Consider the following 25,964-nt stretch of genomic DNA (forward strand, 5'->3'; position numbering starts at 1 on the left):
GTGTGAGAGGACGGCGGTTAGTCACCGCCTCCTACTCGATTTAATTTTCTGCGGTATCTTCGATAATATGGTTACGGATGATCGCGCGGATACTTTCGTTAAGATATGGCTTCAATTCTTCAAACGACATCGGATCGTTGTCCAGGATCGTGCTGTATGAAGTAGAACTTGCAAGTTCTATGATCAGAAACAGCATAGTTTCCGGTGCACGAAGTTTGATTGTCGGATGATCCAGAAGGATATTACTAAAATATGCAAGAATTTCACCCTCATCATCCTGCGTATTATTGGTGATAGCCTGTCTGAAAATGCCCCAGCTGAGATTCTTAGAGATAAATCTCAGAATCAGTTTATTTTTCTGCATGGCATTTAAAACGTAATCTACAATAAAAATAATCTTATCTTCGAATTCGGGGATGTCGGCTGTCTCCAGAGCTTTGTGTGCTCTCTGGAAAAGTCGGCTGGCTGTCCGTGCGATCAGCCGGTCGCGTATCTCGTATTTGTCTGCAAAATATAAATAGAACGTTCCTTTCGCAACTCCGGCCTTTTTTGCTATATCGCTGATTGATGTTTTCTCGATTCCCTGATTCAGAAATAAATCGTATGCGCTTTGAAAGAGAGCATCCATTTTCTGATGCTTGTTTTCATCTACTTTTCCCATGATTCATTCCTCTTTTCCTTTGAATTATCTTTATTATAAAATCAAAATGACTTAGCGTCAACTTTTTTGTAGAAAAATATTGACTTGTGGTCATTTTTGAGTTATAGTAAGTGCGAGCTAGAAAATGACCAGTAGTCAAAAAAGAAGAAGGCATACCGACAGGAAAGTCAGTAGAGGCTTACAGGAGGTTTTTAAACATGAAGAACAGGGAATACAGAGTATTAGTTACACTTGCACTTATGGCATCACTTGTAGTTGGAAATATTGCAGGAACATCTGTAAATGTACAGGCGGCAGATAATAAAGATAAAAGTACAGAGACAAAGAAAACAAGCGAAACAAAAACAAGCAGCAGCGCAACACCTGTAAAAGATGAGACTGTATATGTAAAAGTAGATGACGCAGGAAACCAGAAAGATGTTACGGTATCGGATCAGCTGAAAAATATTTCGAGTCTTGGAACAATCGATGATGTATCAGATCTGAAAGATATCAAGAATGTAAAAGGTGATGAAACCTTTTCTGAAAATAACGGTAAACTGGTATGGCAGGGAGATAAGAAAGATATCTGTTATCAGGGAACAACCACAAAGAAGATTCCTGTAGGAATGAAGGTTACTTATGAACTTGACGGAAAGAAAGTCAGCGCAGATGATCTGGAAGGAAAGAGTGGACACTTAAAGATTCATTATGAATATCAGAATACAAGTGCTGACAGCGGGAAATACACACCATTTTTGATGGCAACCGGACTTCTGATGGATGGAGAGAAGTTTTCAAATGTAACCGTTGATAATGGAAAAGTAATCTCAGATGGTGACAGAGATATCGTGATCGGAATGGGACTTCCACAGTTGAAAGAACAGCTTACATCAGTTAGTAGCAAGGTGGATGATCTGGATATCCCGGATTCCTTTACAGTAGAAGCAGATGTGACAGATTACGAAAAAGTAGAAGCCGTTACAGTTGCAACAAACGAAGTGTTCAATGAAGTAGGTACCGATAAATTTGACAGCCTGGATGAACTGAAGGATTCTATGACAGAACTTCAAGATGCATCGAACAAACTTGTCAGCGGCTCCGGAGAACTGAAAGACGGACTGGATACACTGCTTTCTTCATCAGGAACACTGGTAAGCGGAATTGATCAGCTGGCAAGCGGCGGAAAGGAACTGGCAAGTGGAACAGGAAGTCTGGTCAGTGGGGCAAACACATTGGCCGATGGAAGTAAGAGTCTTGCAAAAGGAACGAGTCAACTGGCAGATGGTACAGAAAGTTTGAAAACAGGGGCAGCACAGGTTGAGGCAGGAGCACAAAATGCCAGTGCGGGAGCAGCTAAACTTGAAAGCGGAGCAAAAGATCTGAATAATGGAATTGCACAAATGCAAAACCAGGTTGGTGCAGGTGTGGATTCTTTGAGCAGTGGTGCAGAACAACTGAATGGTGGAATTAAACAGGCTAAAGCCGGAGCAGAAAATCTGAAAAATGGAGCTGCAAGTGCTGCAGAAGGTGCGCAAAGTGTAAGTGGTGGAATTACACAGGCACAGACAGGAGCCAGCGGACTTGCGGACGGAGCGGCAAATCTTAAAAGTTCACTTGATCAGATTGCGGCAGGGAATGATAATTCAGCAATGATTGCAGCACTGACAAGTCTTTTTGAGTCAGCAACACCGGAGCAGCAGGCTGTACTGAATAATGTTATAAGTGGACTTCAAACACAGCAGCAAGCTGTGAACAGCGGAATTACCCAGGCATCAGCAGGTGCGAATGAACTTGCAGCAGGTGCGAAAAATTTATCTGATAACCTCGGAAGCATCGGATCCGGAGCAAGTCAGGTTGTTGCAGGATTACAAAATATACAAGGAGGAGCCGGCTCGTTAGAAGAGGCACTGGAACTTCTGGGAGCTGGAGCAACAGAGCTTCAAGGCGGTGTTGGAAGTATGAAGACTCAGCTTACAGCTGGAACAAAACAGCTCTTAGATGGAAGTGGAAATTTACTTGCAGGAACACAAGATCTGAATTCGGGACTCGGAACATTAAGTGCCGGAGCTTCACAAGTAAGTGCGGGAAGTGCTACTTTAAATACGAATATGAAGACAGCAAATGCCGGAGCACAGACTGTTGCAAATGGATCTGGTCAGCTTGCAGCAGGTGCACTTAAACTTGACAGCGGAGCTGTCGCACTTTCGACAGGTCTTAACACTCTTCAGAGCAACATAGCACCATTGATTTCCGGTGTTGAGAAACTTGATTCTGGCGCAGCCGAATTAAACAGTGGTATGATTCAGTTTAATGAAGAAGGAATTAAAAAGCTTGTAAGCGTATTTGATGGCGATATTGATGAACTTCTTAATAAAGCAAATGAACTTCTTGATGCATCTAAAGAATATAAGAACTTCTCTGGAATTGCAGATGGAATGGATGGAAGCGTGAAGTTTATTTTCGTGAGTGAAAAATAAAGTATAATAAAGAGCGGCTGGGAAATCATATAATCGATTTTCCAGCCGCTCTTTGAAAATATTCCTGTGAATGGAATTAATATCTCAGTTGAATCCCCTGCTCCTCGATCCAGTCTTCGAGCTCATCCTGAGAATCAGTGGCCCATTTGGAGTTAGAGCCTGCTTTGAATTCATCTTTCAGATCTTCCTGCACCAGTTCTTTTGAAAATACGGGTTTCTCGTCTGTACGGGGATCTTTCGGGTTATCTATCGGTCTTGAACTACTCATATTTTCATGTCTCCTTTACATTTGGATAGAAAAAACATGACCCCTCGAGGTCATGTCTTTTCTTTTTGGTATGTCATTGAGAGGTTTTTCCTCGTTGCATTGCAGTTTGCCTTATATACAAAGCTGGGGAATGCTCCTACAAAGAGGATGTATATATAAATTGGAGTTTTATCGTTGCAAGACCATTCTTGGGGGAAACGACCGGCAACAATATAACTGCAATAACAACCAATGTTGTAGCTTAATCAAGTTTTTTTAAAATAGCGGTATCCTTGTGTTGGAAACCGCCTTTGGTTTAGCTCTCTGATTAAGTTGGTTACACTATATCACTTTATCACAGTAGTGTCAACAAGAAACTGGTAAATTTCTAGATAATTTGTGTATTAAAATGTGTACAACACGGTCAACTGTACGCCGGTGAGAGATTAACGGTATTGGAGCAGCTCCTGGACAGGTTTACGTGCTGGTGCGGTCGGTTGGATGGCTGGATGACCGATCGCAATCAGGGCAGATACATTCAGAGTATCGTCAAGACAGAGTAGTTCTTTTACCTTTACCTCATCGAAAATACCCATGACAACCGAACCGATTCCGCATTCATGAGCAGCGAGTTGGAAGGTCTGCGCAGCGATACCGGCATCAAACATTTCCCATTTATCCTTTTTTGAGGTGGAATAAGCTCCGTCCTTTTCGTAACCGCTTTTCCCCGGAACGGAAGCGAGAACAACCAGTACCGGTGCACCAAGAATGATGCCTGTATTCCATTCAAATCCCATAACAGCTTCTCTGGCAATCCTGTCTTTGAGAGCTGTTTCTTCTATTATAATATATCTTGCTGTCTGCGTATTCTTCCAGGATGGAGCGTAGGCACTTGCTTCTACGATTTTCTCAATCACTTCATGTGAGACAGGCTGCATTTAGCGAAAAAGCCTATGAATCTGGTACCCCGCTGAATATGAGAATATTATATCGCAAAAAGGGAATAAGAAAAATAGCACAAAAGGAGAAGATTTTTCAAGAAAATTTTGTATGAAAAAAAGTACAAAAAATAAAATAAAATGCTTGCAAAATGCAGAAACATCGGGTATACTAAAAAAGCTGTGACATGATAGCAAAGAAGCGCGAGGTTGCTGCCGAGAAGAATGGCAGGTTTTCCGTGGAGCGAATGTCAAGTTAGGAAACTGGCGACAAGTCACTGTACGAAATCATAACAGCTGCTGAGATGCAGTAACAACGTGTGAGTTTCTCACGACACACACGGGGAAGTGTACAGTCACCGCTTGTCGTACTGAGGTTTAAGTACGAAAAGGAGGCGACTTTTTTTATGGCAAGTCAAGTAATGAGAATCACATTGAAGGCATATGATCATCAGCTTGTAGATGCATCTGCCAAGAAAATTATCGAAACTGTAAAGAAAAATGGAGCAAAGGTTAGCGGACCGGTACCGCTTCCGACAAAGAAGGAAGTTGTAACAATCTTAAGAGCGGTTCACAAATACAAAGATTCCAGAGAACAGTTCGAACAGAGAACTCATAAGAGACTGATCGATATCATTGCACCGACACAGAAGACTGTAGATGCTCTGTCAAGACTGGAAATGCCAGCTGGTGTATACATCGATATCAAAATGAAGAACAAATAAGTTCTAATAAATTAAAACACAGTAGTTCCTAATATTTAGGATGAACACCCATAAGGGCGTTCCGCTGTAAATCACAGGAGGTAAAATAAAATGAAGAAAGCTATCTTAGCTACCAAAGTCGGAATGACTCAAATCTTCAACGAAGATGGAGTACTTACTCCGGTAACTGTTCTTCAGGCTGGACCATGTGTTGTAACACAGATCAAAACCGTTGAAAATGACGGATACAGCGCAGTTCAGGTTGGATTCGTTGACAAGAAAGACAAAATTGTTAACGTTGACAAGAACGGAAAGAAAGAAATCGTGCACAGACACGGAGTTACAAAGGCTGAAAAAGGACACTTTGACAAAGCTGGAGTAACAGGAAAAAGATTTGTAAGAGAATTCAAATTCGAGAACGCTGATGAATATCAGTTAGCTCAGGAAATTAAAGCAGATATCTTTGAAGCTGGCGACAAAGTAGACGCAACAGCAATTTCCAAAGGTAAAGGATTCCAGGGTGCTATCAAGAGACACAACCAGCACAGAGGACCTATGGCTCACGGCTCTAAGTTCCATCGTCATGCTGGTTCCAACGGTGCTGCATCTGACCCGAGTAAAGTATTCAAGGGCAAAAAGATGCCAGGACACATGGGAGCAAAGAAGATTACAATTCAGAACCTTGAAATCGTAAGAGTAGACGTTGAAAACAACCTTCTTCTGGTTAAGGGCGCAGTTCCGGGACCAAAGAAATCTCTTGTAACGATTAAAGAATCTGTAAAATCTATCTAAGATTGGCACTAGGAAAGGAGGAACATACAGATGGCAAACGTATCTGTTTACAATATCGAAGGTAAAGAAGTTGGAACAATCGACTTAAACGATGCTGTATTCGGTGTAGAAGTAAACGAACACCTTGTACACATGGCAGTTGTAAGCCAGCTTGCAAATAAACGTCAGGGAACACAGAAAGCGAAAACTCGTTCAGAAGTTTCTGGCGGCGGAAGAAAACCATGGAGACAGAAAGGTACCGGTCATGCAAGACAGGGATCTACAAGAGCTCCGCAGTGGACAGGCGGTGGAGTAGTATTCGCTCCGACACCGAGAGATTACTCTTTCAAACTTAACAAGAAAGAAAGAAGAGCAGCTCTCAAATCCGCTCTGACATCAAGAGTAGAAGAAAAGAAATTTATCGTTGTTGATGAAATCAACTTTGATGAAATCAAGACAAAGAAATTCCAGGATGTTCTTAATAACCTGTCAGTATCCAAAGCTCTCGTAGTTCTGGAAGACGGAAACAAGAATGCAGAACTTTCAGCTAGAAACATTGCTGATGTTAAAACTGCTAAGACAAACACAATCAATGTGTATGACATCCTGAAATACAATACAGTAATCGCAACTAAGGCTGCTGTACAGGCAATCGAGGAGGTGTACGCATAATGGCAAACATTCAGTATTATGATGTAATCCTTAAACCGGTAGTAACCGAAAAGACAATGGCTCTTATGGCTGACAAGAAATACACATTCCTTGTACACACAGAAGCTAATAAGACTCAGATCAAAGAAGCTGTAGAAAAAATGTTCCCAGGAACAAAAGTTGCTGGCGTTAACACAATCAACATGGACGGAAAGAACAAACGAGTTCGCGGAACCATGACATTCGGAAAGACAGCTAAGACAAAGAAAGCAATCGTTCAGCTGACAGAAGAATCAGCAGAGATCGAAATCTTCCAGGGACTGTAAGAAACTGGAACCTAAACGGTGCAAATCCGTGACAAAAATAACTAGCAAAATGCGAAAGGAGATAGAGTAATGGGAATTAAAACATACCGCCCATATACACCTTCCAGAAGACATATGACCGGCTCTGATTTCTCAGAAATCACAAAAACAACACCGGAGAAATCTTTAGTAGTTTCTCTGAGCAAGACTGCCGGACGTAACAATCAGGGTAAAATCACTGTTAGACACCGCGGAGGCGGAGTTAAGAGAAAATATAGAGTAATCGACTTCAAACGTAAAAAAGACGGAATTCCGGCAACTGTAATCGGAATCGAATACGATCCGAACAGAAGTGCTAACATTGCACTTATCTGCTACGCTGATGGAGAAAAAGCTTACATCATCGCACCAGAAGGACTTACAGACGGAATGAAAGTTATGAACGGACCAGAAGCAGAAGTAAGAGTAGGAAACTGCCTGCCGCTTTCAGCTATCCCGGTTGGTACACAGGTTCATAACATTGAGCTTCATCCTGGAAAAGGCGGACAGATGGTTCGTTCAGCAGGAAACAGCGCGCAGCTCATGGCTAAAGAAGGAAAGTATGCAACACTTCGTCTTCCTTCAGGAGAAATGAGAATGGTTCCGATCGAATGCCGCGCATCAGTTGGTGTTGTTGGAAATGGCGATCACAACCTTGTAAACATTGGTAAAGCAGGACGTAAACGTCACATGGGTATCAGACCTACAGTTCGTGGTTCCGTTATGAACCCGAATGATCATCCGCATGGTGGTGGTGAAGGTAAGACTGGAATCGGTCGTCCGGGTCCGTGCACTCCTTGGGGTAAACCGGCACTTGGTCTTAAGACTCGTAAGAAAAACAAACAGTCTAACAAGCTGATCATCAGAAGAAAAGACGGTAGAGGAATCAAATAGTTAATTTTCAAGGAGGTTAGAACCTATGGCTCGTTCACTTAAAAAAGGACCATTCGCAGACGCAAGCCTGCTTAAGAAAGTGGAAGCAATGAACGCATCAGGAGACAAGGGTGTTATCAAAACATGGTCTCGTCGTTCTACAATCTTCCCGATTATGGTTGGACATACAATCGCAGTTCATGATGGAAGAAAACATGTTCCGGTATATGTAACAGAAGATATGGTTGGACATAAACTCGGAGAGTTCGTAGCAACCAGAACATACAGAGGACATGGAAAAGACGAAAAGAAATCGAAAGTTAGATAATATTTAACGTATTGAAAGGAGGTTTCATCCCATGGCAAAAGGACATAGAAGTCAAATTAAGAGAGAAAGAAATGCAAACAAGGACACCAGACCTTCAGCTAAGTTATCTTACGCCAGAGTTTCTGTTCAGAAAGCATGCTTCGTATTAGATGCCATCAGAGGTAAGGATGTAACAACAGCGCTTGGTATTTTAACATACAATCCAAGATACGCTTCAAGCATTATAAAGAAATTATTGGAATCAGCTATCGCAAATGCTGAGAATAACAACGGTATGAGTGTTGAAAACCTTTATATTGAGGAATGCTACGCAAATAAAGGACCAACAATGAAGAGAATCAGACCGAGAGCACAGGGCAGAGCTTACAGAATCGAAAAGAGAATGAGTCATATTACACTTGTGCTTAATGAAAGATAAGGAGGGCAATAATGGGACAGAAAGTTAATCCTCATGGCTTAAGAGTCGGTGTTATCAAAGACTGGGACTCTAAATGGTATGCAGAAAAAGATTTTGCTGACTATTTAGTAGAAGATCATAAAATCAGAAAATTTCTGAAGAATAAATTATACAGCGCAGGAGTTTCTAAGATTGAAATCGAAAGAGCTTCTGATCGTGTTAAGATCATCGTTTATACTGCTAAACCGGGTGTTGTAATCGGTAAAGGCGGTTCTGAGATCGAAAAAGTAAAAGCTGAACTTCAGAAAATGACAGATAAGAAAGTTATCGTTGACATCAAAGAAGTAAAAAGACCTGACAAAGATGCTCAGCTCGTTGCTGAAAACATCGCACAGCAGCTGGAAAATCGTATTTCCTTCCGTCGTGCAATGAAATCTTGCATGTCAAGAACTATGAAATCAGGAGCACTTGGTGTTAAAACATCCGTATCCGGACGTCTCGGCGGAGCTGATATGGCTCGTACAGAGTTCTACAGCGAAGGAACTATTCCGCTTCAGACACTGAGAGCAGACATTGACTATGGCTTCGCAGAAGCAGACACAACTTACGGAAAAGTTGGTGTTAAGGTATGGATTTACAAAGGCGAAGTACTTCCAACAAAGGCAGGTAAGGAAGGGAGCGATAAATAATGTTAATGCCAAAAAGAGTAAAACGTAGAAAACAGTTCCGTGGCTCCATGAAAGGTAAAGCATTAAGAGGAAACAAGATCACGAACGGTGAATATGGTCTTGTAGCAATGGAACCATGTTGGATCAGATCTAACCAGATTGAAGCTGCCCGTATCGCTATGACACGTTACATCAAACGTGGTGGTAAAGTTTGGATCAAGATCTTCCCTGATAAACCAGTAACAACGAAACCGGCTGAGACACGTATGGGTTCTGGAAAAGGAACTCTTGAATACTGGGTAGCTGTAGTTAAGCCAGGACGTGTAATGTTCGAACTTGCAGGAGTACCTGAAGAAGTTGCGAAAGAAGCATTACGTCTTGCTATGCACAAATTACCATGTAAATGTAAAATCGTTTCTCGTGCAGACTTAGAAGGCGGTGATAACAGTGAAAATTAAGACATTTGTAGAAGATTTAAAAGCAAAATCTGTTGCAGAATTAAATGAAGAATTAGTAGCTGCTAAAAAGGAACTCTTCAATCTGAGATTCCAGAACGCAACAAATCAGTTAGATAATACAAGCAGAATCAAAGAAGTAAGAAAGAATATCGCAAGAATCCAGACAGTGATCACAGAAAAAAGCCAGAATGCTTAATTAGGTGATATTCAGAAAGGAGTATAACCGTGGAAAGAAACCTGAGAAAAACGAGAGTTGGTAAGGTTGTAAGCAACAAGATGGACAAGACAATCGTCGTTGCAGTAGAAGACCATGTAAAACATCCGCTTTACAATAAGATCGTAAAAAGAACTTACAAACTGAAAGCGCATGATGAAAATAATGAATGCAATATTGGTGATAGAGTAAAAGTTATGGAGACAAGACCGTTATCTAAAGATAAGAGATGGAGACTTGTTGAAATCGTAGAAAAAGTTAAATAGTTTGACTTTGATAAAAGTATAAGGAGGTTTACCTGCATGATACAGCAAGAAAGCAGATTAAAAGTAGCAGATAATACAGGTGCTAAAGAATTACTCTGTATCCGTGTATTAGGCGGTTCTACAAGAAGATATGCAGCTATCGGTGATGTAATCGTTGCTTCGGTTAAAGATGCAACACCAGGCGGCGTTGTTAAAAAAGGTGATGTCGTTAAAGCTGTAGTTGTTCGTACTGTAAACAGCACTCGTCGTAAAGATGGATCATACATCAGATTCGATGAAAATGCTGCTGTTATTATTAAAGATGACAAAAACCCAAAAGGAACTCGTATTTTTGGACCTGTAGCCAGAGAACTTCGTGAGAAACAGTTTATGAAAATTGTTTCACTGGCTCCGGAAGTACTGTAAGGAGGTTCGAGTATGTCAACAATGAAGATCAAAAAAGGCGATACCGTTAAAGTTATCGCTGGAAAAGATAAAGACAAAGAAGGCAAAGTAATCGCAGTAGATCAGAAAAACGGTACAGTCCTGGTAGAAGGCGTTAACATGAGAACAAAACATGCTAAACCAAGCGCTTCTAATCCGGAAGGCGGAATCCTTCATCAGGAAGGACCGATCGATGCATCTAACGTAATGTATGTTCACAAGGGAAAAGCTACAAGAGTAGGCTTCAAACTTGATGGAGACAAAAAAGTACGTGTTGCAAAATCAACAGGCGAAGTAATTGATTAGTTCTAGGAAGGAGGTCAAAGGCTTTGAGTAGACTTAAAGAACAGTACCAGAACGAGATCATTGACGCAATGATCAAAAAATTTGGTTATAAGAATATTATGGAAGTGCCGAAGCTCGACAAGGTTGTTATCAACATGGGCGTTGGCGAAGCAAAAGACAATGCAAAAGCATTAGACTCAGCTGTAGCTGATATGGAAAAGATCACTGGACAGAAAGCAGTTCTGACCAGAGCTAAAAATTCAGTAGCTAACTTCAAAATCCGTGAAGGAATGGCTATCGGATGCAAAGTTACTTTAAGAGGAGAAAAGATGTATGAGTTCGTTGATCGTCTCATCAACCTTGCACTGCCTCGTGTACGTGACTTTAGAGGAGTTAATCCGAACGCATTCGACGGAAGAGGTAACTACGCTCTTGGTATCAAGGAGCAGCTTATCTTCCCAGAAATCGAATATGATAAAGTAGATAAGGTTAGAGGTATGGATGTTATCTTCGTAACAACTGCTAATACAGACGAAGAAGCACGTGAATTGTTAACACAGTTCAACATGCCATTCACAAAATAAGGAGGAAATTTTCATGGCAAAGACAGCAATGAAACTGAAACAGCAGCGCAAACAGAAATTCTCTACAAGAGAATATAATCGTTGCAGAATCTGTGGACGTCCACATGCATATTTAAGAAAATATGGAATCTGCCGTGTATGCTTCCGTGAACTGGCATACAAAGGTGAAATTCCGGGTGTAAAGAAAGCAAGTTGGTAGAAAAGGAGGATAATCCACAATGACTATGAGTGATCCAATTGCAGATATGCTTACAAGAATCCGTAATGCAAACACTGCAAAACATGATACAGTAGATGTTCCGGCTTCAAAGATGAAGATCGCTATCGCTGACATTCTCGTTAACGAAGGATACATCACAAAATATGACATCGTAGAAGAAGGAAACTTCAACACAATCCGCATCACATTAAAATATGGTGCAGATAAGAACGAAAAAGTTATTTCTGGAATCAAAAAGATTTCTAAACCAGGTCTTCGTGTTTACGCTGGTAAAGACGAACTTCCGAGAGTACTTGGAGGACTTGGAACTGCAATCATCTCTACAAACCAGGGCGTGATTACAGACAAAGAAGCCAGAAAGCTCGGCGTAGGCGGAGAAGTTCTTTGCTTCGTATGGTAATAACCAGATAAAATGGAGAAAACGAATGAAATCATATTTCCTGTGATTTCATTCGATACTCAATAAATTGCAACTGAAAACAGAGCAGCCATAAGGTGCTGTTCCGAAAATGTAAGTGTAGGAGGTAAAAGGTATGTCACGTATCGGAAGACATCCAGTAGCGATCCCGGCAGGCGTAACTGTTGAAATCGCAGAGAAGAATGTAGTGACTGTTAAAGGTCCTAAGGGAACTCTCGTAAGAGAACTTCCAGTTGAAATGGAAATCAAAAAAGAAGGCGAAGAAGTTATCGTAACAAGACCGAACGATCTCAAGAAGATGAAATCTCTTCATGGTCTTACAAGAACACTGATCAACAACATGGTAATCGGTGTTACTGAAGGATATGAAAAAGTTCTTGAAGTAAACGGTGTAGGTTACAGAGCTTCCAAATCAGGAAACAAATTAACATTGAATTTGGGATACTCTCACCCGGTTGAGATGGAAGATCCGGAAGGAATCGAAACTGTTCTTGACGGACAGAACAAAATCATCGTTAAGGGAATCAGTAAAGAAAAAGTTGGCCAGTACGCAGCTGAAATCAGAGATAAGAGAAGACCGGAACCTTATAAGGGCAAGGGAATCAAATATGCTGATGAAGTTATCAGACGTAAAGTTGGTAAAACTGGTAAAAAATAAGTAAGGAGAGTGTGAACAAATGGTTAGTAAGAAATCAAGAAGCGAAGTTCGTGTAAATAAACATAGAAAACTGCGTAACCGTTTCAGTGGTACAGCTGAAAGACCGCGTCTCGCTGTGTTTAGAAGTAATAATCATATGTATGCTCAGATTATTGACGATACAGTTGGAAACACTCTGGTTTCCGCTTCCACTCTTCAGAAAGATGTGAAAGCAGAACTGGAAAAAACCAACAACGTTGAAGCAGCAGCATACCTTGGAACAGTAATTGCAAAAAAAGCAATCGAGAAAGGTATCACTTCTGTTGTATTTGACAGAGGAGGATTTATCTATCACGGAAAAATCAAAGCATTAGCAGACGCAGCAAGAGAAGCTGGTTTGAATTTCTAGAAGGAGGACGGACACATGAAACAGGAACGTATTGATGCTAATCAGTTAGAACTTACCGAAAAAGTAGTATCAATCAAACGTGTTACCAAAGTTGTTAAGGGTGGTCGTAACATGAGATTCACAGCTTTAGTAGTTGTTGGCGACGGAAACGGCCATGTTGGTGCAGGTTTAGGAAAAGCAGCTGAAATTCCGGAAGCAATCCGCAAAGGAAAAGAAGATGCTATGAAGAAACTTATCAAAGTTACTTTAGATGAAAACGACAGTATTACACATGATTATATTGGAAAATTCGGAAGTGCTTCTGTACTTCTGAAAAAAGCTCCGGAAGGTACTGGTGTTATCGCAGGTGGACCGGCTCGTGCCGTAATCGAACTTGCAGGTATCAAGAACATCCGTACAAAATCTCTCGGATCTAACAACAAACAGAACGTAGTACTTGCTACTATCGAAGGTTTAAGTCAGCTGAAAGCTCCAGAAGACGTAGCTAAACTTCGCGGTAAAACTGTAGAAGAGATCTTAGGCTAGGGAGGAGATTACAATGGCAAATTTAAAAATCACATTAGTAAAATCAACAATCGGTGCTGTTCCGAAACACAGAAGAACAGTAGAAGCATTAGGCCTTAAGAAGGTTAATAAGACAGTTGTCCTTCCGGATAACGCTGCAACCAGAGGAATGGTTCAGCAGGTAAGACATCTGGTAAAAGTAGAAGAAGAAGCATAAATCTTAGATAGGAGGTGTCACAATGGACTTATCTAATTTAAGACCGGCTGACGGATCAAAACATAGCGATAATTTCAGAAGAGGTCGTGGACACGGCTCAGGAAATGGTAAGACTGCTGGTAAGGGACACAAAGGTCAGAAAGCTCGTTCCGGAGCTCCGAGACCAGGTTTCGAAGGTGGACAGATGCCATTATACAGACGTATTCCTAAGAGAGGTTTCACTTGCAGAAACTCTAAGGAAATCGTTGGAATCAATGTCAGTGCTCTTGAAGTATTTGACAACGATGCAGTAGTTTCTGTTGAAACTCTGATTGAAGCAGGAATCGTAAAACATGCCAGAGATGGTGTTAAAATTCTTGGAAATGGAGAGTTAACCAAAAAGCTTACTGTTCAGGCAAATGCATTCAGCGCAGGTGCTGTAGAAAAGATTGAAGCTGTTGGTGGAAAAGCAGAGGTGATCTAATGCTACAAACATTCCGTAAAGCATTTCAGATTGAAGACATACGGAGAAAAATATTGTATACCCTTGCAATGCTGTTTGTAGTAAGACTCGGATCTCAGCTTCCGACACCGGGAGTTGATCCGACCTATATTCAGAATTTCTTTGCGAACCAGACCGGTGATTCGTTTAACTTTTTTAACGCTTTCACCGGCGGTTCGTTTGAGACGATGTCCATCTTTGCATTGAGTATTACCCCGTATATCACATCTTCCATTATCATCCAGCTTCTTACAATTGCAATTCCAAAGCTTGAGGAAATGCAGAAAGAAGGGGAAGATGGAAGAAAGAAGCTTACCGCATTAACTCGTTATGTGACAGTTGTGCTTGCTCTGATTGAATCTACAGCTATGGCTGTTGGATTTGGACGTCAGGGACTTCTGGAAAAGTTCAATTTTGTAAATGCTGCAATTGTAGTTCTTACATTAACTGCAGGATCTGCATTCCTTATGTGGATCGGGGAACGAATTACAGAAAAAGGAGTGGGAAATGGTATTTCTATCGTCCTGCTCATTAACATTTTATCACGCATTCCAAGTGATATGACCTCACTGTATGAGAAGTTCATCAGCGGCAAAGGTCTTGCCAGTGGAGGACTTGCAGCAATCATCATCATTGCAATCATTCTCGTACTTGTAGTATTTACGGTAATACTTCAGGATGCGGAGAGACGAATTCCGGTTCAGTATTCGCAGAAAGTACAGGGGAGAAAATCAGTAGGTGGACAGTCAACGAACATTCCGCTGAAGGTTAATACCGCCGGAGTAATTCCGGTTATTTTCGCTTCATCTATTATGCAGTTCCCGGTTGTAATTGCTTCATTTATGGGCAAGGGCAACGGAAAAGGCATCGGAAGTGAAATCCTCAGAGGCTTAAGTTCAGGAAACTGGTGTAATCCGAATAAGATTTACTATTCCTGGGGACTTATAGTATATATCGTACTTACGATTTTCTTTGCATATTTCTATACGAGCATTACTTTTAACCCGTTGGAAATTGCAAATAATATGAAAAAAAGCGGTGGATTTATCCCAGGTATCAGACCTGGAAAACCTACTGTGGACTACTTAAATAAGATATTGAATTATATTATCTTTATTGGTGCATGCGGACTTGTAATTGTACAGGTAATTCCGTTTGTGTTCAATGGTGTGTTTGGAGCGAATGTATCATTCGGTGGAACTTCTCTGATCATTATCATCGGTGTTGTTCTTGAGACACTCAAACAGATTGAGTCTCAGATGCTCGTTCGTAATTACACAGGATTTTTGAATGTCAAAGGAAAATCTATGAAAAATAGTTTTCTTGGATATTAAAACAATTGTAGCCCGTTGTCTTTTAGAGTATAATCAAAGACAACGGGCTCTTTTGCCATTATGACATTTGAAGGAGGAATAGTAAAATGAAAATCATTATGTTAGGTGCTCCTGGTGCAGGAAAAGGTACACAGGCAAAAAAAATTGCCGCTAAGTACGGAATTCCTCATATTTCAACAGGAGATATTTTCCGCGCAAATATTAAGAACGGAACTGAACTTGGAAAGAAAGCGAAGACTTATATGGATCAGGGACTTCTTGTTCCGGATGAACTGGTTGTAGATCTTGTTGTAGACCGTGTGAGTCAGGATGACTGTACGAAGGGATATGTACTGGACGGTTTCCCACGTACAATTCCACAGGCTGAGGCGCTTGATAAGGCACTGGAAGCGAAGGGACAGAAGATGGACTATGCAATCGATGTAGATGTTCCGGACGAAAATATTGTAAAGCGTATGGGTGGAAGACGCGCATGCGTAGGATGTGGCGCAACTTACCATCTTGTATATGCTGCACCGAAGAAAGACGGAATCTGTGATGTCTGCGGAGGAGAGCTGATCCTTCGTGATGATGACAAACCGGAGACAGTTGAAAAGAGGCTGCATGTATATCATGATCAGACACAGCCGCTGATCGATTATTATACAAAAGCGGGAATTCTGAAAAGCGTTGATGGAACAGTGGATATGGAAGATGTATTCGGAGCCATTGTTTCTATATTAGGAGAGTAACAGATGCCGATTACGATTAAATCAGAAAGAGAAATTGAACTGATGACAGAAGCCGGAAGGATTCTGGGGATCGTACATAAGGAACTGGAGAAGGCATTAAAACCAGGAATGAGTACACTGGATATCGATGCATTAGGTGAAGAAGTTATTCGCAGCTATGGCTGCGAACCTTCTTTTCTGAATTACAATGGATATCCGGCGTCTATCTGTGTTTCTGTAAATGATGAAATCGTTCATGGGATTCCGTCAGCAAAGCACCTCATAAAAGAAGGTGATATTGTGAGCCTGGACGCAGGAGTGATCTACAAAGGTTATCATTCCGATGCTGCAAGGACACATGCTGTCGGTGAGATCAGACCGGATCTTCAGAAACTGATCGATGTAACGAGGGAAAGCTTCTTCGAAGGAATAAAGTTCGCAAAAGAAGGCAATCATCTATATGATATATCCCGAGCAATCGGTGATTATGCGGAAAGCTTTGGATATGGTGTTGTCAGGGAACTGTGCGGACATGGAATCGGGACCAGTCTTCATGAATCACCGGAGATTCCGAATTTCCAGATGCGAAGAAGAGGACCGAAGCTGAAAGCCGGAATGACACTGGCAATTGAGCCGATGGTCAATCTCGGAACAGAGCGGATTCGCTGGATGAGTGATAACTGGACGGTGGTGACGGCAGACAGAAAAGAATCAGCACATTATGAAAATACAATTCTGATCACAAAAGACGAACCGAAGATCCTGTCGATTGCAGATGGAAATGTATAACAGAACAGAGGAACAGAAAATGGATAGATGGGAAACAGGAATGCTTGCGAAATCTCTGGCCGGTCATGATAAAGATAAGGTATACGTGATCGTCGGACTGGATGAACAGTATACATATCTTGCAGACGGGGAGAGGAAAACGCTTCAGAGTCCAAAGAAAAAGAAAAAGAAACATGTACAGCTCATTAGAGAACAGCATGAGATTTCCGAAGCGGATGATGTAAAGCTGAAACGGATATTAAAAGAATATAAGATGTCAGAAAAGAAGGAGGACAAATAAATGTCTAAAGCAGATGTAATTGAAATCGAAGGAACAGTAGTAGAAAAACTTCCGAATGCCATGTTTCAGGTAGAACTGGAAAATGGACATCAGGTACTTGCACATATCAGCGGAAAGCTGCGTATGAACTTTATCAAAATTTTACCGGGTGACAAAGTTACTCTGGAACTGTCACCATACGATTTATCTAAAGGAAGAATTATCTGGAGAGATAAATAAAATATTACTTGACAAAACCAAAAACCAGGTGATATAATTTTATGCGAACTGTGCGAAGGACTTTTTCTGCGCACAGGGGGAAAATGCAGACCAGGCAAGGTATGAAAGGAGGATTTGACGTGAAGGTTAGATCATCAGTAAAACCGATTTGCGAAAAATGCAAAGTTATCAAGAGAAAAGGAAGCGTCAGAATTATCTGCGAGAATCCGAAACATAAACAGCGTCAGGGATAGGCTCTGAACACTTAATGAAAGCAAGCCACAGGCGCAGCTTGAATTTAGTGAGAAGACCGCTCCCAAGCCTTAGTGACGACGAGCCGTAGGCGACAGAGGAACTTAGGCGCACGGAGCAGCGAAAGACAGATTTATGTAAACTTAATTAGGCGGCTGATAGAGGATACGCCAGGGTGTGTGTAGAGCGTTATCCACTATTTAATATACATGAACACCACGAGCAAGTGGTTTCTAGTATATTGCTTAAAAACCGGCGGTCATTAGCCGAGAGATCGGTTGCCGGAAAGGATGCGGATACCGAACCGCATCTGGGCTGGGATATCGGACGTGTCTGAGGCATTGGATACATTTTGAAAAGTCCGGTAGGGCTCTTTTTGATAACGGGATGCCCGCAGCCTCATTATAGGACAATGTGAAACCAAAAAAAGAAAGAAAATGGAGGAAATCACAAATGGCTCGTATTGCAGGTGTAGATTTACCAAGAGACAAACGTGTAGAAATCGGATTGACTTATATCTATGGAATCGGAAGAACAAGTGCAACCCGTATTCTCGCAGAAGCAGGAGTTAATCCTGATACTCGCTGCAGAGATCTTACAGATGACGAAGTTAAAAAGATCAGTGCAGTGATCGATGAAACTCAGACAGTTGAAGGTGATCTTAGAAGAGAGATCGCTCTTAACATCAAGAGACTTCAGGAAATCGGATGCTATAGAGGAATCCGTCACAGAAAAGGACTTCCGGTTCGTGGTCAGAAGACAAAGACCAATGCAAGAACAAGAAAAGGTCCTAAGAGAACAGTAGCAAACAAGAAGAAATAATTTCGACAAATAATAAAAAGGAAAGTGTAGGTTAGTTTAAATGGCTAAGAAAGTTACAAAAAAAGTGACAAAAAAACGTGTCAAGAAAAACGTTGAACGCGGACAGGCACATATCCAGTCATCTTTCAATAATACAATCGTTACTTTGACAGATGCACAGGGAAATGCTTTATCATGGGCAAGTGCCGGTGGTCTTGGTTTTAGAGGTTCAAGAAAATCTACTCCATACGCAGCTCAGATGGCAGCTGAAACAGCAGCTAAAGCAGCTCTGCCGCATGGTCTTAAATCAGTAGACGTATTCGTAAAAGGACCAGGTTCAGGAAGAGAAGCAGCAATCCGTGCTCTTCAGGCATGCGGAATTGATGTAACAAGCATCAGAGACGTAACACCGGTACCACACAATGGATGCCGCCCGCCGAAGAGAAGAAGAGTCTAGTCGAATTATTATAGGAGGATACGAACATGGCAGTAAATAGAGTCCCGGTTCTTAAAAGATGCCGTTCCCTTGGAATGGATCCGGTATATCTTGGAATTGATAAAAAGTCTAACAGACAGTTAAAGAGATCCAATAGAAAAATGAGCGAGTATGGTCTTCAGTTGCGTGAAAAACAGAAAGCTAAATTCATCTATGGTGTATTAGAAAAACCGTTCCTGAACTACTTCAAGAAAGCAGATCAGATGAGCGGAATGACAGGTGAAAACCTGATGGTTCTTCTTGAATCAAGACTGGATAACGTAGTATTCCGTCTTGGATTTGCAAGAACAAGACGTGAAGCAAGACAGATCGTTGATCACAAACAGGTTCTTGTTAACGGAAAACAGGTTAACATCCCTTCTTACCTCATTAAAGCAGGTGATGTGATCGAGATTAAAGAAGGTAAAAAATCTTCACAGAGATACAAAGATATCGTAGAAGTTACAGGTGGACGTCTTGTTCCGGAATGGCTTGAATCAGATATCGAAAACCTGAAAGGAACAGTTAAAGAACTTCCTACTCGTGAAGCAATCGATGTTCCAGTTGACGAAATGATGATCGTCGAGTTATATTCTAAATAGAACGCATTCATATAAAATGCAATACTTAACGAACCTGATTTCTGGGTTCGTTAAGGTTCTGTTAGGAAATATCCTGTTTTTTATCGAAAACAGGACAAAAACTGACACCCTCAACATACAAAAACCCATAAGGAGGGACCAAAATAGTGTTTGATTTTAATAAACCTAATATTGAAATTGCAGAAATTTCAGATGATAAGAAGTATGGCAGATTTGTTGTAGAACCACTTGAAAGAGGATATGGTACAACACTTGGAAACTCTCTGAGAAGAATTATGCTTTCTTCTCTGCCGGGAGCTGCAATCAGCCAGATTAAAATCGACGGAGTATTGCATGAGTTCAGTTCTATTCCGGGCGTAAAGGAAGACGTAACTGAAATTATCATGAACTTAAAAACACTCGCAATTAAGAATTCTTCCGAGACAGATGAGCCGAAAACAGCTTACATCGAATTTGAGGGAGAGGGCGTAGTTACAGCTGCTGATATTCAGGCAGATTCTGATATTGAAATCATGAATCCGGAAACTGTAATCGCTACACTTAACGGCGGTGCAGACAGCAAGCTTTATATGGAACTGACTATCACAAAGGGAAGAGGATATGTAGGTTCTGATAAGAATAAGACAGAAGATATGCCGATTGGTGTGATTCCGATCGACTCTATCTATACACCGGTTGAGCGTGTAAATCTTACAGTTCAGAATACTCGTGTCGGACAGATTACCGATTATGATAAACTCACACTTGATGTTTATACAAATGGTACTCTTGCACCGGATGAAGCAGTCAGCCTTGCTGCAAAAGTATTAAATGAACATCTCAAGCTCTTTATTGATCTTTCTGAAGTTGCTCAGTCAGCGGAAGTTATGATTGAAAAGGAAGACGATGAAAAAGAAAAAGTTCTTGAAATGAGTATTGATGAACTTGAACTTTCTGTTCGTTCATACAACTGTCTGAAGAGAGCAGGAATCAATACTGTAGAAGAACTTACAAACAGAACATCAGAAGATATGATGAAAGTTCGTAACCTTGGACGTAAATCTCTTGAAGAAGTTCTTGCTAAATTAAAAGAACTTGGTCTTGAACTCAGCCAGGGAGACGAATAAGGAGTTCCCGTTTCGCATGTGAATACAGGCAGAAACACTGACACACGATCTGGCTAGTAAGCCCGATGAAAGCATAACCAGATGGCATATCCGCAGTAAGACCGAAAGTGCATGCCGGTATGTCCCGAATAATGGAGGATTAAAAAATGGCAAAGTATAGAAAACTTGGAAGAACAGCAAGTCAGAGAAAAGCATTACTGAGAAATCAGGTAACAATGCTTCTTCAGCACGGAAAAATTAGAACAACAGAAGCTAAAGCTAAAGAAATCCGTAAGATCGCAGAAGGTCTTATCGCTTCAGCTGTAAAAGAAAAAGATAACTTCGAAGAAGTTACAATCAAAGCTAAAGTTGCTAAGAAAGATGCAGAAGGCAAGAGAGTTAAAGAAGTAGTAGATGGTAAGAAAGTTACTGTATACGAAGAAGTTGAAAAGACAATCAAAAAAGACAACCCGTCAAGACTTCATGCAAGACGTCAGATGCTGAAAGTACTTTACTCTGTAACAGAAGTTCCGACTGCTGCAGCTGGAAAGAAGAAAAATACAAAAGAAGTTGATCTGGTAGACAAACTGTTTACAGAGATCGCTCCGAAGTATGCAGACCGCAACGGCGGATACACAAGAATCATCAAAATTGGACAGCGTAAAGGTGACGCTGCAATGGAAGTTATTCTTGAGCTTGTATAATCAAATGAGATCGAAAGCCACAGGCATTTATGCCTGTGGTTTTTTGTATATATAGTGAGCCGGTCTGCTCGATTTCTGCCTTTCTTTCTGATAAAAGTCAGTGTATAATAGAAAACATCTGAAAAGAATGTCCTTTAGCAGACGTGAAGGAGGAACGACATGGGACGTGTAGGGCGATTTATTTTAAAGGTTGCGGCAGTATTGATATTGATTATATCGGCTGGTACATTTGCACTTTCTTTATTTACAGGAGAGACAAGAAATGGGGATAATCTGCAAAGCGAGTTCGATTATCTGATCACAGTGGGAATTTCACAGAGTGGAGAAGAAAGCTCATGGAAGGATGCAAATACAGCGTCTTTTATGGATACATTTGTCAAATCAAACGGCTATGAAGCGGTGTATGCAGATGCAGGTAGCGATCAGGAAAAACAGATTGAAGATGTGGAAGGATTTATAAAACAGGGTGTGGACTATATCATTCTGAATCCGATTTCTGAAATTGGCTGGGATGATGTGCTGGAAGATGCAAAAAAGGCACATATTCCTGTAATCCTTGTGAATAACGGTGTTGATACGGATGACAGCAGTCTGTATTCGTGCATGCTTGGAAGTGATTACGGAAAACAGATGAAAAAGGCAGGAAAATGGTTGGATGAATATCTGAAAGAAGAGGACGAGAAAAAAAAGGCGGCTTCTGAGGCACCGACTCAGGAAGAATCGGAACAGACGGACAGTGAAGATACGGAAGTAAATACAGGCAGTTCAAAAGCGACAGATAGCAGTGCATCCATTTTTGATAAAATTATGAAAAGCAGTTCAACGGCGAAGGATGAGACGGATTCTACAGAGGAGGAGCAGACAGAAGAAGACATTACCATCAAGATCGCTGCGATTCAGGAATCCATCGGCTCGGAAGAGCAGCTGACGAGAGCGCAGGGATATCAGACTATGTTGGAGAAGTATTCGGACTGGGAGATGGTGGCACAGCAGACCGGTGACAATTCCAGAGAAGAGGCACAGAAAGTCATGAAACTGTTTCTTGAGCAGGAACCGGATTTACGGGTAGTGTTTGCAGAGAGTGACGAGATGGCACTGGGAGTCATCGATGCGATCGGGGAAGCCGGAAAGACCTGTGGAGAGGATGGAGATATTATTGTGATTTCATTTGGTGGAAGCAAAGCGGGGATCGAAGCTGTAAAAGAAGGTAAATTGAATGTAACCTTTGAATGCAGTCCCGACCAGGGACCGAAAGCGGCAGAACTGATCCAGAGACTGGAATCGGATATTTCCATTGATAAGAAACAATACGTGGAAGAAACATATTTTGATGGAACTATGGATTTGGATGAAATTATAGAAAACAGAACATATTAAAGGCAGGAAGAAGAATGATAAAAGTATTTTTGGTTGAAGATGAAATTATTATCAGAAATGGGATCAAGAACAGTATTAATTGGGAAATGCATGGATATGACTTTGTCGGAGAGGCAAGTGATGGAGAACTTGCGTTACCGATGATTCTTGAAAAGAAACCAGACATCCTGATCACGGATATTAAGATGCCTTTTATGGATGGACTGGAACTCAGTGAGCAGGTTAAAAAAGTACTTCCGGCGACGAAAATCATGATTCTGAGTGGATATAATGAGTTTGATTATGCAAAGATGGCGATTAAGATCGGTGTAACCGATTACCTTCTGAAACCAATTTCTTCAGAGAAATTGTTGGATGCAGTTAACAAAGTAGCAGAAGAAATCCGGAAAGAGCAAAGCGAAAAAGAGCAGATGAATCAATATGCCCGTGAAATGCAGGAAAACAAAGAAAGTGAAAAGTTTCAGTTTTTCAATCAGGTGTTTGCAGGAAGTATGCCATTTGGAGAATGCCTGGAGCAGGGAAAGCAACTGGGAATTGAAATCAGTGCAGAGGGATATTGTGTGATCCTCTTTAAGATCATTATGATCGATCATCCGATGGATTATAACGAGGATATTGTAAGTGCAACTGAAGATATAGAAAATCTGAGTGAGCAGACAGAAAAGCTCCTGTGGTTCCGGAGAGGTGTAGAAGGATGGGGATTTATTGCACAGGGAGCTGTTGGTGAAGAACTGACTGCGAGAGCTCAGACATTTAGGGAAGATCTGGAAAAAGTTCTGGAAAAATATAAAAATCTGGAATATTTTGGAGGAATTGGAAGTCAGGTGGGGAGGTTCAGTGAGATTAAAAGATCCTACAATGATGCAAACAGAGCCTTTGCAGAGCGTTTTTCAAGAAGTTTGAGACAGTTTGTGAGTTATTCAGAGGTTCATCAAATGGGAGTTCAGAATGACGTTGAGATGCACAGACTCGGAACCATGGCGGAGAACCGGAAAATGCTGGAGCGTTTCCTGAAGACAGGAACGGAAAATGAAGTAAAAAGCTTTATGGATGCATATTTTGATGCAATTGGTGAGCAGAACCTGCAGTCGATGATGTTGAGACAGTATATTGTAATGGATACTTTTATCAGCGTCCAAAGTCTGGGAGACAGTCTGAACATTGAAAAAGAAGATATTGAAAGAGAGCTTGGCGATGTGCAGGAGGTATCGCAGTATGTGCAGGAACTGGAGGCAACGAGGAAGTACCTGGAAAATATAGTCAGACGAATGATCCGGTTAAGAGAGCAGGCATCGGGCAGACGCTATTCAGAAATTATTGAAAAAGCGAGAGATTATATCGGACAAAATTATATGTCAGAGAATATTTCACTGAACCTAGTGGCTTCGAGCGTCAACATCAGTCCGAGCTATTTCAGTTCTTTGTTTAGTCAGGAGGTTGGCTCAACCTTTGTAGAATATCTGACGGGTGTTCGTATGGAAAAAGCAAAAGAGCTTCTGATGTGTTCGGATAAGAGGACATCGGACATCGGATATGAGGTGGGATACAAAGATTCCCATTATTTCAGCTATATATTCAAAAAGACACAGGGATGTTCGCCGAAGGAATTCCGTTCAAGAGGAAGGGGATAGAATATGAAGGTGAAATATAAGAACTGGTCGATCAATAAGAAACTGCTTTCCATTTCGCTGTCAGCATTTCTGCCAATGGTAATTCTGGCTGCCTATTTGATCGTGTCTTTAAATAATGCGGCATCAGCTTATTCTGAGATTACAAAAAGTATTGCCTATGCCAACCGTTATGTGAAAGACTTTAAAAGTCGGCTGGACTATAGTGTGTATCTTGCTGTGGTAAGTAATAAGCAGCTTAAGGAGGTCGGAGATGGAGTTACAACGGTAAATGGAGTAGTGACGGTGAATCCATACGACTATATTACGGAGATGGAAGAGGCGTGTGATAAGATGACGCAAAATGCGACGGTTCCGCTCACCCAGTCACAGGCGGGACGTATTAAAAATTCACTGTCTTCACTCCGTTTTTGTGTACAGGATCTGGATAAACAGATTAAAGAACGGACTTCTTATGATGAGAGAATGGAATATTTTAACAGTAATGTCAAAGATCTGACGACACTGGTACAGACCGGAATCCAGGACTATGTCTATCTGGAAACTTCCAATTTTGTGACTGTACAGACGGAACTGAACCGGAATAACCGTAATTCGACCATTTTGGCGGTCGGAGTAGCCATTGTTGCGATGAGTATTTCCCTGCTGCTCAGTGGACGAGCAGCACGAAGTGTGACAAGACCGATCCGTGATCTGTGTGATCTGACAGAGAAGGTTGCCGGTGGTGATTTCTCTGTAAAAACACAGGTCGAAGCAGGGGACGAGATTGCGGTGCTCACGCGGAGCTTTAACGATATGACAGAGGAAATCGGGATTCTGGTAGATGATATCCGGAAAAAACAGGAAAATCTCAGAATTATTGAGAACCGACTTCTGCAGGAACAGATCAATCCACATTTCCTTTACAATACTCTTGATGCCATTGTCTGGCTTGCTGAGGAAAATAAAAGTGCAGAGGTTGTGAAAATGGTAACCTCGCTCTCTGATTTTTTCCGCACAACCTTAAGCAAAGGACATGATTATATTACAGTGAAAGAAGAGCGGACGCATATTGAGAGCTATCTGGAGATCCAGCAGTTCCGCTATCAGGATATCCTGGACTATGAGATCCAGATGGATGAGGAGATCTACGGCTACATTATACCGAAGCTTACACTGCAGCCTCTTGTCGAAAATGCGCTTTATCATGGAATTAAGAATAAGCGGGGGAAAGGTAAAATCCTGATTACCGGTAAAAAGCAGGGAGATAAAATCATTTTCCAGGTCATTGACAATGGGAAAGGTATGACAGAGGAAGAACTGAACAGTCTCCGGAAAAAGATGGCAGGGACGGATACAGGAGATGAAGCGAAGGGCTTTGGTGTATCGAATGTGAACCAGAGAATCAAGTATTATTACGGGGAAGAATACGGAGTGTTTTTTGAAAGCAAGGAAAATGAAGGCACAAATGCGACGATTATCATAGCGGCTAAAAATATTCAACTTCTATCATAAAAAAACTAACTTTTTCACGGAAAAGCAGAAAATATTCTACCAAAAGAGGAAGATTTTCCGTTTTAAAAGTATGAAAAT

39 protein-coding genes are annotated in these 25,964 nt (G+C 41.3%); 36 read left to right on the plus strand and 3 right to left on the minus strand.

Annotation, left to right across the window (positions count from 1 at the left end; genetic code table 11):
* Window positions 1–40: 40 nt before the first annotated feature.
* Window positions 41–661, minus strand: a complete 621-nt coding sequence (locus tag PG766_RS09455) for a TetR/AcrR family transcriptional regulator (RefSeq protein ID WP_117558517.1) — start codon at window positions 659–661, stop codon at window positions 41–43.
* A gap of 197 nt (window positions 662–858) precedes the next feature.
* On the opposite strand from PG766_RS09455, the gene PG766_RS09460 reads away from it, so the two are divergent.
* Window positions 859–3,120 carry a hypothetical protein gene (locus PG766_RS09460; protein WP_118217621.1) on the plus strand — a complete coding sequence of 754 codons (2,262 nt, stop codon included), beginning with the start codon at window positions 859–861 and terminating at the stop codon, window positions 3,118–3,120.
* Between the two features lie 76 nt (window positions 3,121–3,196).
* Here the strand turns inward: PG766_RS09460 and PG766_RS09465 are convergent, their stop codons facing one another.
* Complete coding sequence (locus PG766_RS09465; protein ID WP_117558520.1) at window positions 3,197–3,388, minus strand: hypothetical protein; 192 nt, start codon at window positions 3,386–3,388, stop codon at window positions 3,197–3,199.
* Window positions 3,389–3,813: 425 nt separating this feature from the next.
* Window positions 3,814–4,305 (minus strand): nitroreductase family protein, encoded by a 492-nt coding sequence (locus PG766_RS09470; protein ID WP_270590754.1) that lies wholly within the window; start codon window positions 4,303–4,305, stop codon window positions 3,814–3,816.
* A 407-nt stretch (window positions 4,306–4,712) separates the two neighbouring features.
* Here PG766_RS09470 and rpsJ point away from each other — a divergent pair, with 407 nt between their 5' ends.
* The 35 genes from rpsJ (at window position 4,713) to PG766_RS09645 (ending at window position 25,886) form a co-directional block, all read left to right on the plus strand.
* Window positions 4,713–5,030 carry a 30S ribosomal protein S10 gene (gene rpsJ, locus PG766_RS09475; RefSeq protein ID WP_008372521.1) on the plus strand — a complete coding sequence of 106 codons (318 nt, stop codon included), beginning with the start codon at window positions 4,713–4,715 and terminating at the stop codon, window positions 5,028–5,030.
* 90 nt (window positions 5,031–5,120) lie between these two features.
* Entirely contained in the window at window positions 5,121–5,801 is a 681-nt protein-coding gene (gene rplC / locus PG766_RS09480; protein WP_055297549.1) for a 50S ribosomal protein L3, read from the plus strand.
* A gap of 30 nt (window positions 5,802–5,831) precedes the next feature.
* Window positions 5,832–6,452 carry a 50S ribosomal protein L4 gene (gene rplD, locus PG766_RS09485; protein ID WP_008372524.1) on the plus strand — a complete coding sequence of 207 codons (621 nt, stop codon included), beginning with the start codon at window positions 5,832–5,834 and terminating at the stop codon, window positions 6,450–6,452.
* Window positions 6,452–6,757: a 50S ribosomal protein L23 gene (gene rplW / locus PG766_RS09490; RefSeq protein WP_008372525.1), complete on the plus strand. Its 306-nt coding sequence runs from the start codon at window positions 6,452–6,454 to the stop codon at window positions 6,755–6,757. The genes rplD and rplW overlap by 1 nt, the downstream gene beginning before the upstream one ends.
* 69 nt (window positions 6,758–6,826) lie before the next feature.
* A complete protein-coding gene (gene rplB / locus PG766_RS09495) occupies window positions 6,827–7,669 on the plus strand; it encodes a 50S ribosomal protein L2 (RefSeq protein ID WP_055261675.1) in 843 nt (280 codons plus the stop codon).
* A 25-nt stretch (window positions 7,670–7,694) separates the two neighbouring features.
* Window positions 7,695–7,976, plus strand: coding sequence for a 30S ribosomal protein S19 (rpsS, locus tag PG766_RS09500; RefSeq protein ID WP_008372528.1), 282 nt, complete (start codon window positions 7,695–7,697; stop codon window positions 7,974–7,976).
* Between the two features lie 31 nt (window positions 7,977–8,007).
* Complete coding sequence (gene rplV, locus PG766_RS09505; RefSeq protein ID WP_008372530.1) at window positions 8,008–8,394, plus strand: 50S ribosomal protein L22; 387 nt, start codon at window positions 8,008–8,010, stop codon at window positions 8,392–8,394.
* A gap of 11 nt (window positions 8,395–8,405) precedes the next feature.
* A complete protein-coding gene (gene rpsC / locus PG766_RS09510) occupies window positions 8,406–9,062 on the plus strand; it encodes a 30S ribosomal protein S3 (protein WP_008372532.1) in 657 nt (218 codons plus the stop codon).
* Window positions 9,062–9,499 (plus strand): 50S ribosomal protein L16, encoded by a 438-nt coding sequence (rplP, locus tag PG766_RS09515; RefSeq protein WP_008372535.1) that lies wholly within the window; start codon window positions 9,062–9,064, stop codon window positions 9,497–9,499. Before rpsC ends, rplP begins: the two co-directional genes overlap by 1 nt.
* The gene (gene rpmC / locus PG766_RS09520) at window positions 9,489–9,695 is read left to right on the plus strand and encodes a 50S ribosomal protein L29 (protein WP_008372537.1); all 207 of its coding nucleotides are present in this window, start codon (window positions 9,489–9,491) and stop codon (window positions 9,693–9,695) included. The genes rplP and rpmC overlap by 11 nt, the downstream gene beginning before the upstream one ends.
* Window positions 9,696–9,724: 29 nt before the next feature.
* Window positions 9,725–9,979: a 30S ribosomal protein S17 gene (gene rpsQ / locus PG766_RS09525; protein WP_022220191.1), complete on the plus strand. Its 255-nt coding sequence runs from the start codon at window positions 9,725–9,727 to the stop codon at window positions 9,977–9,979.
* Window positions 9,980–10,015: 36 nt separating this feature from the next.
* The gene (rplN, locus tag PG766_RS09530; RefSeq protein WP_008372541.1) at window positions 10,016–10,384 is read left to right on the plus strand and encodes a 50S ribosomal protein L14; all 369 of its coding nucleotides are present in this window, start codon (window positions 10,016–10,018) and stop codon (window positions 10,382–10,384) included.
* Between the two features lie 12 nt (window positions 10,385–10,396).
* Window positions 10,397–10,708 (plus strand): 50S ribosomal protein L24, encoded by a 312-nt coding sequence (gene rplX / locus PG766_RS09535; RefSeq protein ID WP_022220190.1) that lies wholly within the window; start codon window positions 10,397–10,399, stop codon window positions 10,706–10,708.
* 23 nt (window positions 10,709–10,731) lie between these two features.
* Window positions 10,732–11,271 (plus strand): 50S ribosomal protein L5, encoded by a 540-nt coding sequence (gene rplE, locus PG766_RS09540; RefSeq protein ID WP_008372545.1) that lies wholly within the window; start codon window positions 10,732–10,734, stop codon window positions 11,269–11,271.
* 13 nt (window positions 11,272–11,284) lie between these two features.
* Window positions 11,285–11,470, plus strand: coding sequence for a type Z 30S ribosomal protein S14 (locus PG766_RS09545; RefSeq protein ID WP_008372546.1), 186 nt, complete (start codon window positions 11,285–11,287; stop codon window positions 11,468–11,470).
* A 19-nt stretch (window positions 11,471–11,489) separates the two neighbouring features.
* Complete coding sequence (rpsH, locus tag PG766_RS09550; RefSeq protein ID WP_008372548.1) at window positions 11,490–11,891, plus strand: 30S ribosomal protein S8; 402 nt, start codon at window positions 11,490–11,492, stop codon at window positions 11,889–11,891.
* Window positions 11,892–12,024: 133 nt separating this feature from the next.
* Window positions 12,025–12,567 carry a 50S ribosomal protein L6 gene (gene rplF, locus PG766_RS09555; protein ID WP_008372550.1) on the plus strand — a complete coding sequence of 181 codons (543 nt, stop codon included), beginning with the start codon at window positions 12,025–12,027 and terminating at the stop codon, window positions 12,565–12,567.
* 19 nt (window positions 12,568–12,586) lie between these two features.
* Window positions 12,587–12,955 (plus strand): 50S ribosomal protein L18, encoded by a 369-nt coding sequence (rplR, locus tag PG766_RS09560; protein WP_008372552.1) that lies wholly within the window; start codon window positions 12,587–12,589, stop codon window positions 12,953–12,955.
* A 15-nt stretch (window positions 12,956–12,970) separates the two neighbouring features.
* Window positions 12,971–13,480, plus strand: coding sequence for a 30S ribosomal protein S5 (gene rpsE, locus PG766_RS09565; RefSeq protein WP_008372554.1), 510 nt, complete (start codon window positions 12,971–12,973; stop codon window positions 13,478–13,480).
* Between the two features lie 13 nt (window positions 13,481–13,493).
* A complete protein-coding gene (gene rpmD / locus PG766_RS09570; RefSeq protein WP_008372557.1) occupies window positions 13,494–13,676 on the plus strand; it encodes a 50S ribosomal protein L30 in 183 nt (60 codons plus the stop codon).
* Between the two features lie 22 nt (window positions 13,677–13,698).
* Window positions 13,699–14,139: a 50S ribosomal protein L15 gene (rplO, locus tag PG766_RS09575; RefSeq protein ID WP_008372558.1), complete on the plus strand. Its 441-nt coding sequence runs from the start codon at window positions 13,699–13,701 to the stop codon at window positions 14,137–14,139.
* Window positions 14,139–15,491 carry a preprotein translocase subunit SecY gene (gene secY, locus PG766_RS09580; RefSeq protein ID WP_055157798.1) on the plus strand — a complete coding sequence of 451 codons (1,353 nt, stop codon included), beginning with the start codon at window positions 14,139–14,141 and terminating at the stop codon, window positions 15,489–15,491. The genes rplO and secY overlap by 1 nt, the downstream gene beginning before the upstream one ends.
* Before the next feature lie 86 nt (window positions 15,492–15,577).
* Window positions 15,578–16,222 carry an adenylate kinase gene (locus PG766_RS09585; protein ID WP_022220188.1) on the plus strand — a complete coding sequence of 215 codons (645 nt, stop codon included), beginning with the start codon at window positions 15,578–15,580 and terminating at the stop codon, window positions 16,220–16,222.
* 3 nt (window positions 16,223–16,225) lie between these two features.
* Window positions 16,226–16,990, plus strand: coding sequence for a type I methionyl aminopeptidase (map, locus tag PG766_RS09590; protein WP_055157793.1), 765 nt, complete (start codon window positions 16,226–16,228; stop codon window positions 16,988–16,990).
* A gap of 19 nt (window positions 16,991–17,009) precedes the next feature.
* The gene (locus PG766_RS09595) at window positions 17,010–17,270 is read left to right on the plus strand and encodes a KOW domain-containing RNA-binding protein (RefSeq protein WP_118198961.1); all 261 of its coding nucleotides are present in this window, start codon (window positions 17,010–17,012) and stop codon (window positions 17,268–17,270) included.
* A complete protein-coding gene (gene infA, locus PG766_RS09600) occupies window positions 17,271–17,489 on the plus strand; it encodes a translation initiation factor IF-1 (RefSeq protein WP_004607275.1) in 219 nt (72 codons plus the stop codon). It abuts the gene before it with no gap.
* A gap of 119 nt (window positions 17,490–17,608) precedes the next feature.
* Entirely contained in the window at window positions 17,609–17,722 is a 114-nt protein-coding gene (rpmJ, locus tag PG766_RS09605; protein ID WP_005339020.1) for a 50S ribosomal protein L36, read from the plus strand.
* A gap of 451 nt (window positions 17,723–18,173) precedes the next feature.
* Window positions 18,174–18,542 (plus strand): 30S ribosomal protein S13, encoded by a 369-nt coding sequence (rpsM, locus tag PG766_RS09610; RefSeq protein WP_022220186.1) that lies wholly within the window; start codon window positions 18,174–18,176, stop codon window positions 18,540–18,542.
* Between the two features lie 40 nt (window positions 18,543–18,582).
* Window positions 18,583–18,978 (plus strand): 30S ribosomal protein S11, encoded by a 396-nt coding sequence (rpsK, locus tag PG766_RS09615; protein WP_008372572.1) that lies wholly within the window; start codon window positions 18,583–18,585, stop codon window positions 18,976–18,978.
* Between the two features lie 26 nt (window positions 18,979–19,004).
* Window positions 19,005–19,598 (plus strand): 30S ribosomal protein S4, encoded by a 594-nt coding sequence (gene rpsD, locus PG766_RS09620; protein WP_022220185.1) that lies wholly within the window; start codon window positions 19,005–19,007, stop codon window positions 19,596–19,598.
* A 146-nt stretch (window positions 19,599–19,744) separates the two neighbouring features.
* Window positions 19,745–20,704, plus strand: coding sequence for a DNA-directed RNA polymerase subunit alpha (locus PG766_RS09625; protein ID WP_008372575.1), 960 nt, complete (start codon window positions 19,745–19,747; stop codon window positions 20,702–20,704).
* A 146-nt stretch (window positions 20,705–20,850) separates the two neighbouring features.
* Window positions 20,851–21,387, plus strand: coding sequence for a bL17 family ribosomal protein (locus PG766_RS09630; RefSeq protein WP_117558532.1), 537 nt, complete (start codon window positions 20,851–20,853; stop codon window positions 21,385–21,387).
* Window positions 21,388–21,546: 159 nt separating this feature from the next.
* Window positions 21,547–22,764 carry an ABC transporter substrate-binding protein gene (locus PG766_RS09635; protein WP_118217623.1) on the plus strand — a complete coding sequence of 406 codons (1,218 nt, stop codon included), beginning with the start codon at window positions 21,547–21,549 and terminating at the stop codon, window positions 22,762–22,764.
* A 14-nt stretch (window positions 22,765–22,778) separates the two neighbouring features.
* Complete coding sequence (locus PG766_RS09640) at window positions 22,779–24,395, plus strand: response regulator (protein ID WP_270541565.1); 1,617 nt, start codon at window positions 22,779–22,781, stop codon at window positions 24,393–24,395.
* Window positions 24,396–24,398: 3 nt separating this feature from the next.
* Window positions 24,399–25,886 carry a sensor histidine kinase gene (locus PG766_RS09645; RefSeq protein ID WP_243014420.1) on the plus strand — a complete coding sequence of 496 codons (1,488 nt, stop codon included), beginning with the start codon at window positions 24,399–24,401 and terminating at the stop codon, window positions 25,884–25,886.
* Window positions 25,887–25,964: the final 78 nt, after the last annotated feature.

Origin of the sequence: Coprococcus sp. LG101-27, from assembly GCF_027695515.1 — a bacterium.
In the GTDB taxonomy this organism is placed as follows: Bacteria; Bacillota; Clostridia; order Lachnospirales; family Lachnospiraceae; genus Allocoprococcus; species Allocoprococcus comes.

Bases quoted from the DNA above. Each gene is read 5' to 3' on its own strand.
- rpsD (WP_022220185.1), top strand. From the start codon at position 19,005: ATGGCAGTAAATAGAGTCCCGGTTCTTAAAAGATGCCGTTCCCTTGGA.
- rplC (WP_055297549.1), top strand. From the start codon at position 5,121: ATGAAGAAAGCTATCTTAGCTACCAAAGTCGGAATGACTCAAATCTTC.
- rplF (WP_008372550.1), top strand. From the start codon at position 12,025: ATGTCACGTATCGGAAGACATCCAGTAGCGATCCCGGCAGGCGTAACT.
- PG766_RS09595 (WP_118198961.1), top strand. From the start codon at position 17,010: ATGGATAGATGGGAAACAGGAATGCTTGCGAAATCTCTGGCCGGTCAT.
- rplB (WP_055261675.1), top strand. From the start codon at position 6,827: ATGGGAATTAAAACATACCGCCCATATACACCTTCCAGAAGACATATG.
- rplD (WP_008372524.1), top strand. From the start codon at position 5,832: ATGGCAAACGTATCTGTTTACAATATCGAAGGTAAAGAAGTTGGAACA.
- PG766_RS09585 (WP_022220188.1), top strand. From the start codon at position 15,578: ATGAAAATCATTATGTTAGGTGCTCCTGGTGCAGGAAAAGGTACACAG.
- rpsK (WP_008372572.1), top strand. From the start codon at position 18,583: ATGGCTAAGAAAGTTACAAAAAAAGTGACAAAAAAACGTGTCAAGAAA.
- rpmD (WP_008372557.1), top strand. From the start codon at position 13,494: ATGGCAAATTTAAAAATCACATTAGTAAAATCAACAATCGGTGCTGTT.
- rplR (WP_008372552.1), top strand. From the start codon at position 12,587: ATGGTTAGTAAGAAATCAAGAAGCGAAGTTCGTGTAAATAAACATAGA.
- rplX (WP_022220190.1), top strand. From the start codon at position 10,397: ATGTCAACAATGAAGATCAAAAAAGGCGATACCGTTAAAGTTATCGCT.
- PG766_RS09460 (WP_118217621.1), top strand. From the start codon at position 859: ATGAAGAACAGGGAATACAGAGTATTAGTTACACTTGCACTTATGGCA.
- rplV (WP_008372530.1), top strand. From the start codon at position 8,008: ATGGCAAAAGGACATAGAAGTCAAATTAAGAGAGAAAGAAATGCAAAC.
- rplN (WP_008372541.1), top strand. From the start codon at position 10,016: ATGATACAGCAAGAAAGCAGATTAAAAGTAGCAGATAATACAGGTGCT.
- rpsJ (WP_008372521.1), top strand. From the start codon at position 4,713: ATGGCAAGTCAAGTAATGAGAATCACATTGAAGGCATATGATCATCAG.
- rpsC (WP_008372532.1), top strand. From the start codon at position 8,406: ATGGGACAGAAAGTTAATCCTCATGGCTTAAGAGTCGGTGTTATCAAA.
- rpsM (WP_022220186.1), top strand. From the start codon at position 18,174: ATGGCTCGTATTGCAGGTGTAGATTTACCAAGAGACAAACGTGTAGAA.
- PG766_RS09470 (WP_270590754.1), bottom strand. From the start codon at position 4,305: ATGCAGCCTGTCTCACATGAAGTGATTGAGAAAATCGTAGAAGCAAGT.
- PG766_RS09465 (WP_117558520.1), bottom strand. From the start codon at position 3,388: ATGAGTAGTTCAAGACCGATAGATAACCCGAAAGATCCCCGTACAGAC.
- map (WP_055157793.1), top strand. From the start codon at position 16,226: ATGCCGATTACGATTAAATCAGAAAGAGAAATTGAACTGATGACAGAA.
- rpsH (WP_008372548.1), top strand. From the start codon at position 11,490: ATGACTATGAGTGATCCAATTGCAGATATGCTTACAAGAATCCGTAAT.
- rpsS (WP_008372528.1), top strand. From the start codon at position 7,695: ATGGCTCGTTCACTTAAAAAAGGACCATTCGCAGACGCAAGCCTGCTT.
- PG766_RS09630 (WP_117558532.1), top strand. From the start codon at position 20,851: ATGGCAAAGTATAGAAAACTTGGAAGAACAGCAAGTCAGAGAAAAGCA.
- secY (WP_055157798.1), top strand. From the start codon at position 14,139: ATGCTACAAACATTCCGTAAAGCATTTCAGATTGAAGACATACGGAGA.
- rplO (WP_008372558.1), top strand. From the start codon at position 13,699: ATGGACTTATCTAATTTAAGACCGGCTGACGGATCAAAACATAGCGAT.
- PG766_RS09635 (WP_118217623.1), top strand. From the start codon at position 21,547: ATGGGACGTGTAGGGCGATTTATTTTAAAGGTTGCGGCAGTATTGATA.
- rpsE (WP_008372554.1), top strand. From the start codon at position 12,971: ATGAAACAGGAACGTATTGATGCTAATCAGTTAGAACTTACCGAAAAA.
- rplW (WP_008372525.1), top strand. From the start codon at position 6,452: ATGGCAAACATTCAGTATTATGATGTAATCCTTAAACCGGTAGTAACC.
- PG766_RS09640 (WP_270541565.1), top strand. From the start codon at position 22,779: ATGATAAAAGTATTTTTGGTTGAAGATGAAATTATTATCAGAAATGGG.
- rplP (WP_008372535.1), top strand. From the start codon at position 9,062: ATGTTAATGCCAAAAAGAGTAAAACGTAGAAAACAGTTCCGTGGCTCC.
- PG766_RS09455 (WP_117558517.1), bottom strand. From the start codon at position 661: ATGGGAAAAGTAGATGAAAACAAGCATCAGAAAATGGATGCTCTCTTT.
- infA (WP_004607275.1), top strand. From the start codon at position 17,271: ATGTCTAAAGCAGATGTAATTGAAATCGAAGGAACAGTAGTAGAAAAA.
- PG766_RS09545 (WP_008372546.1), top strand. From the start codon at position 11,285: ATGGCAAAGACAGCAATGAAACTGAAACAGCAGCGCAAACAGAAATTC.
- PG766_RS09645 (WP_243014420.1), top strand. From the start codon at position 24,399: ATGAAGGTGAAATATAAGAACTGGTCGATCAATAAGAAACTGCTTTCC.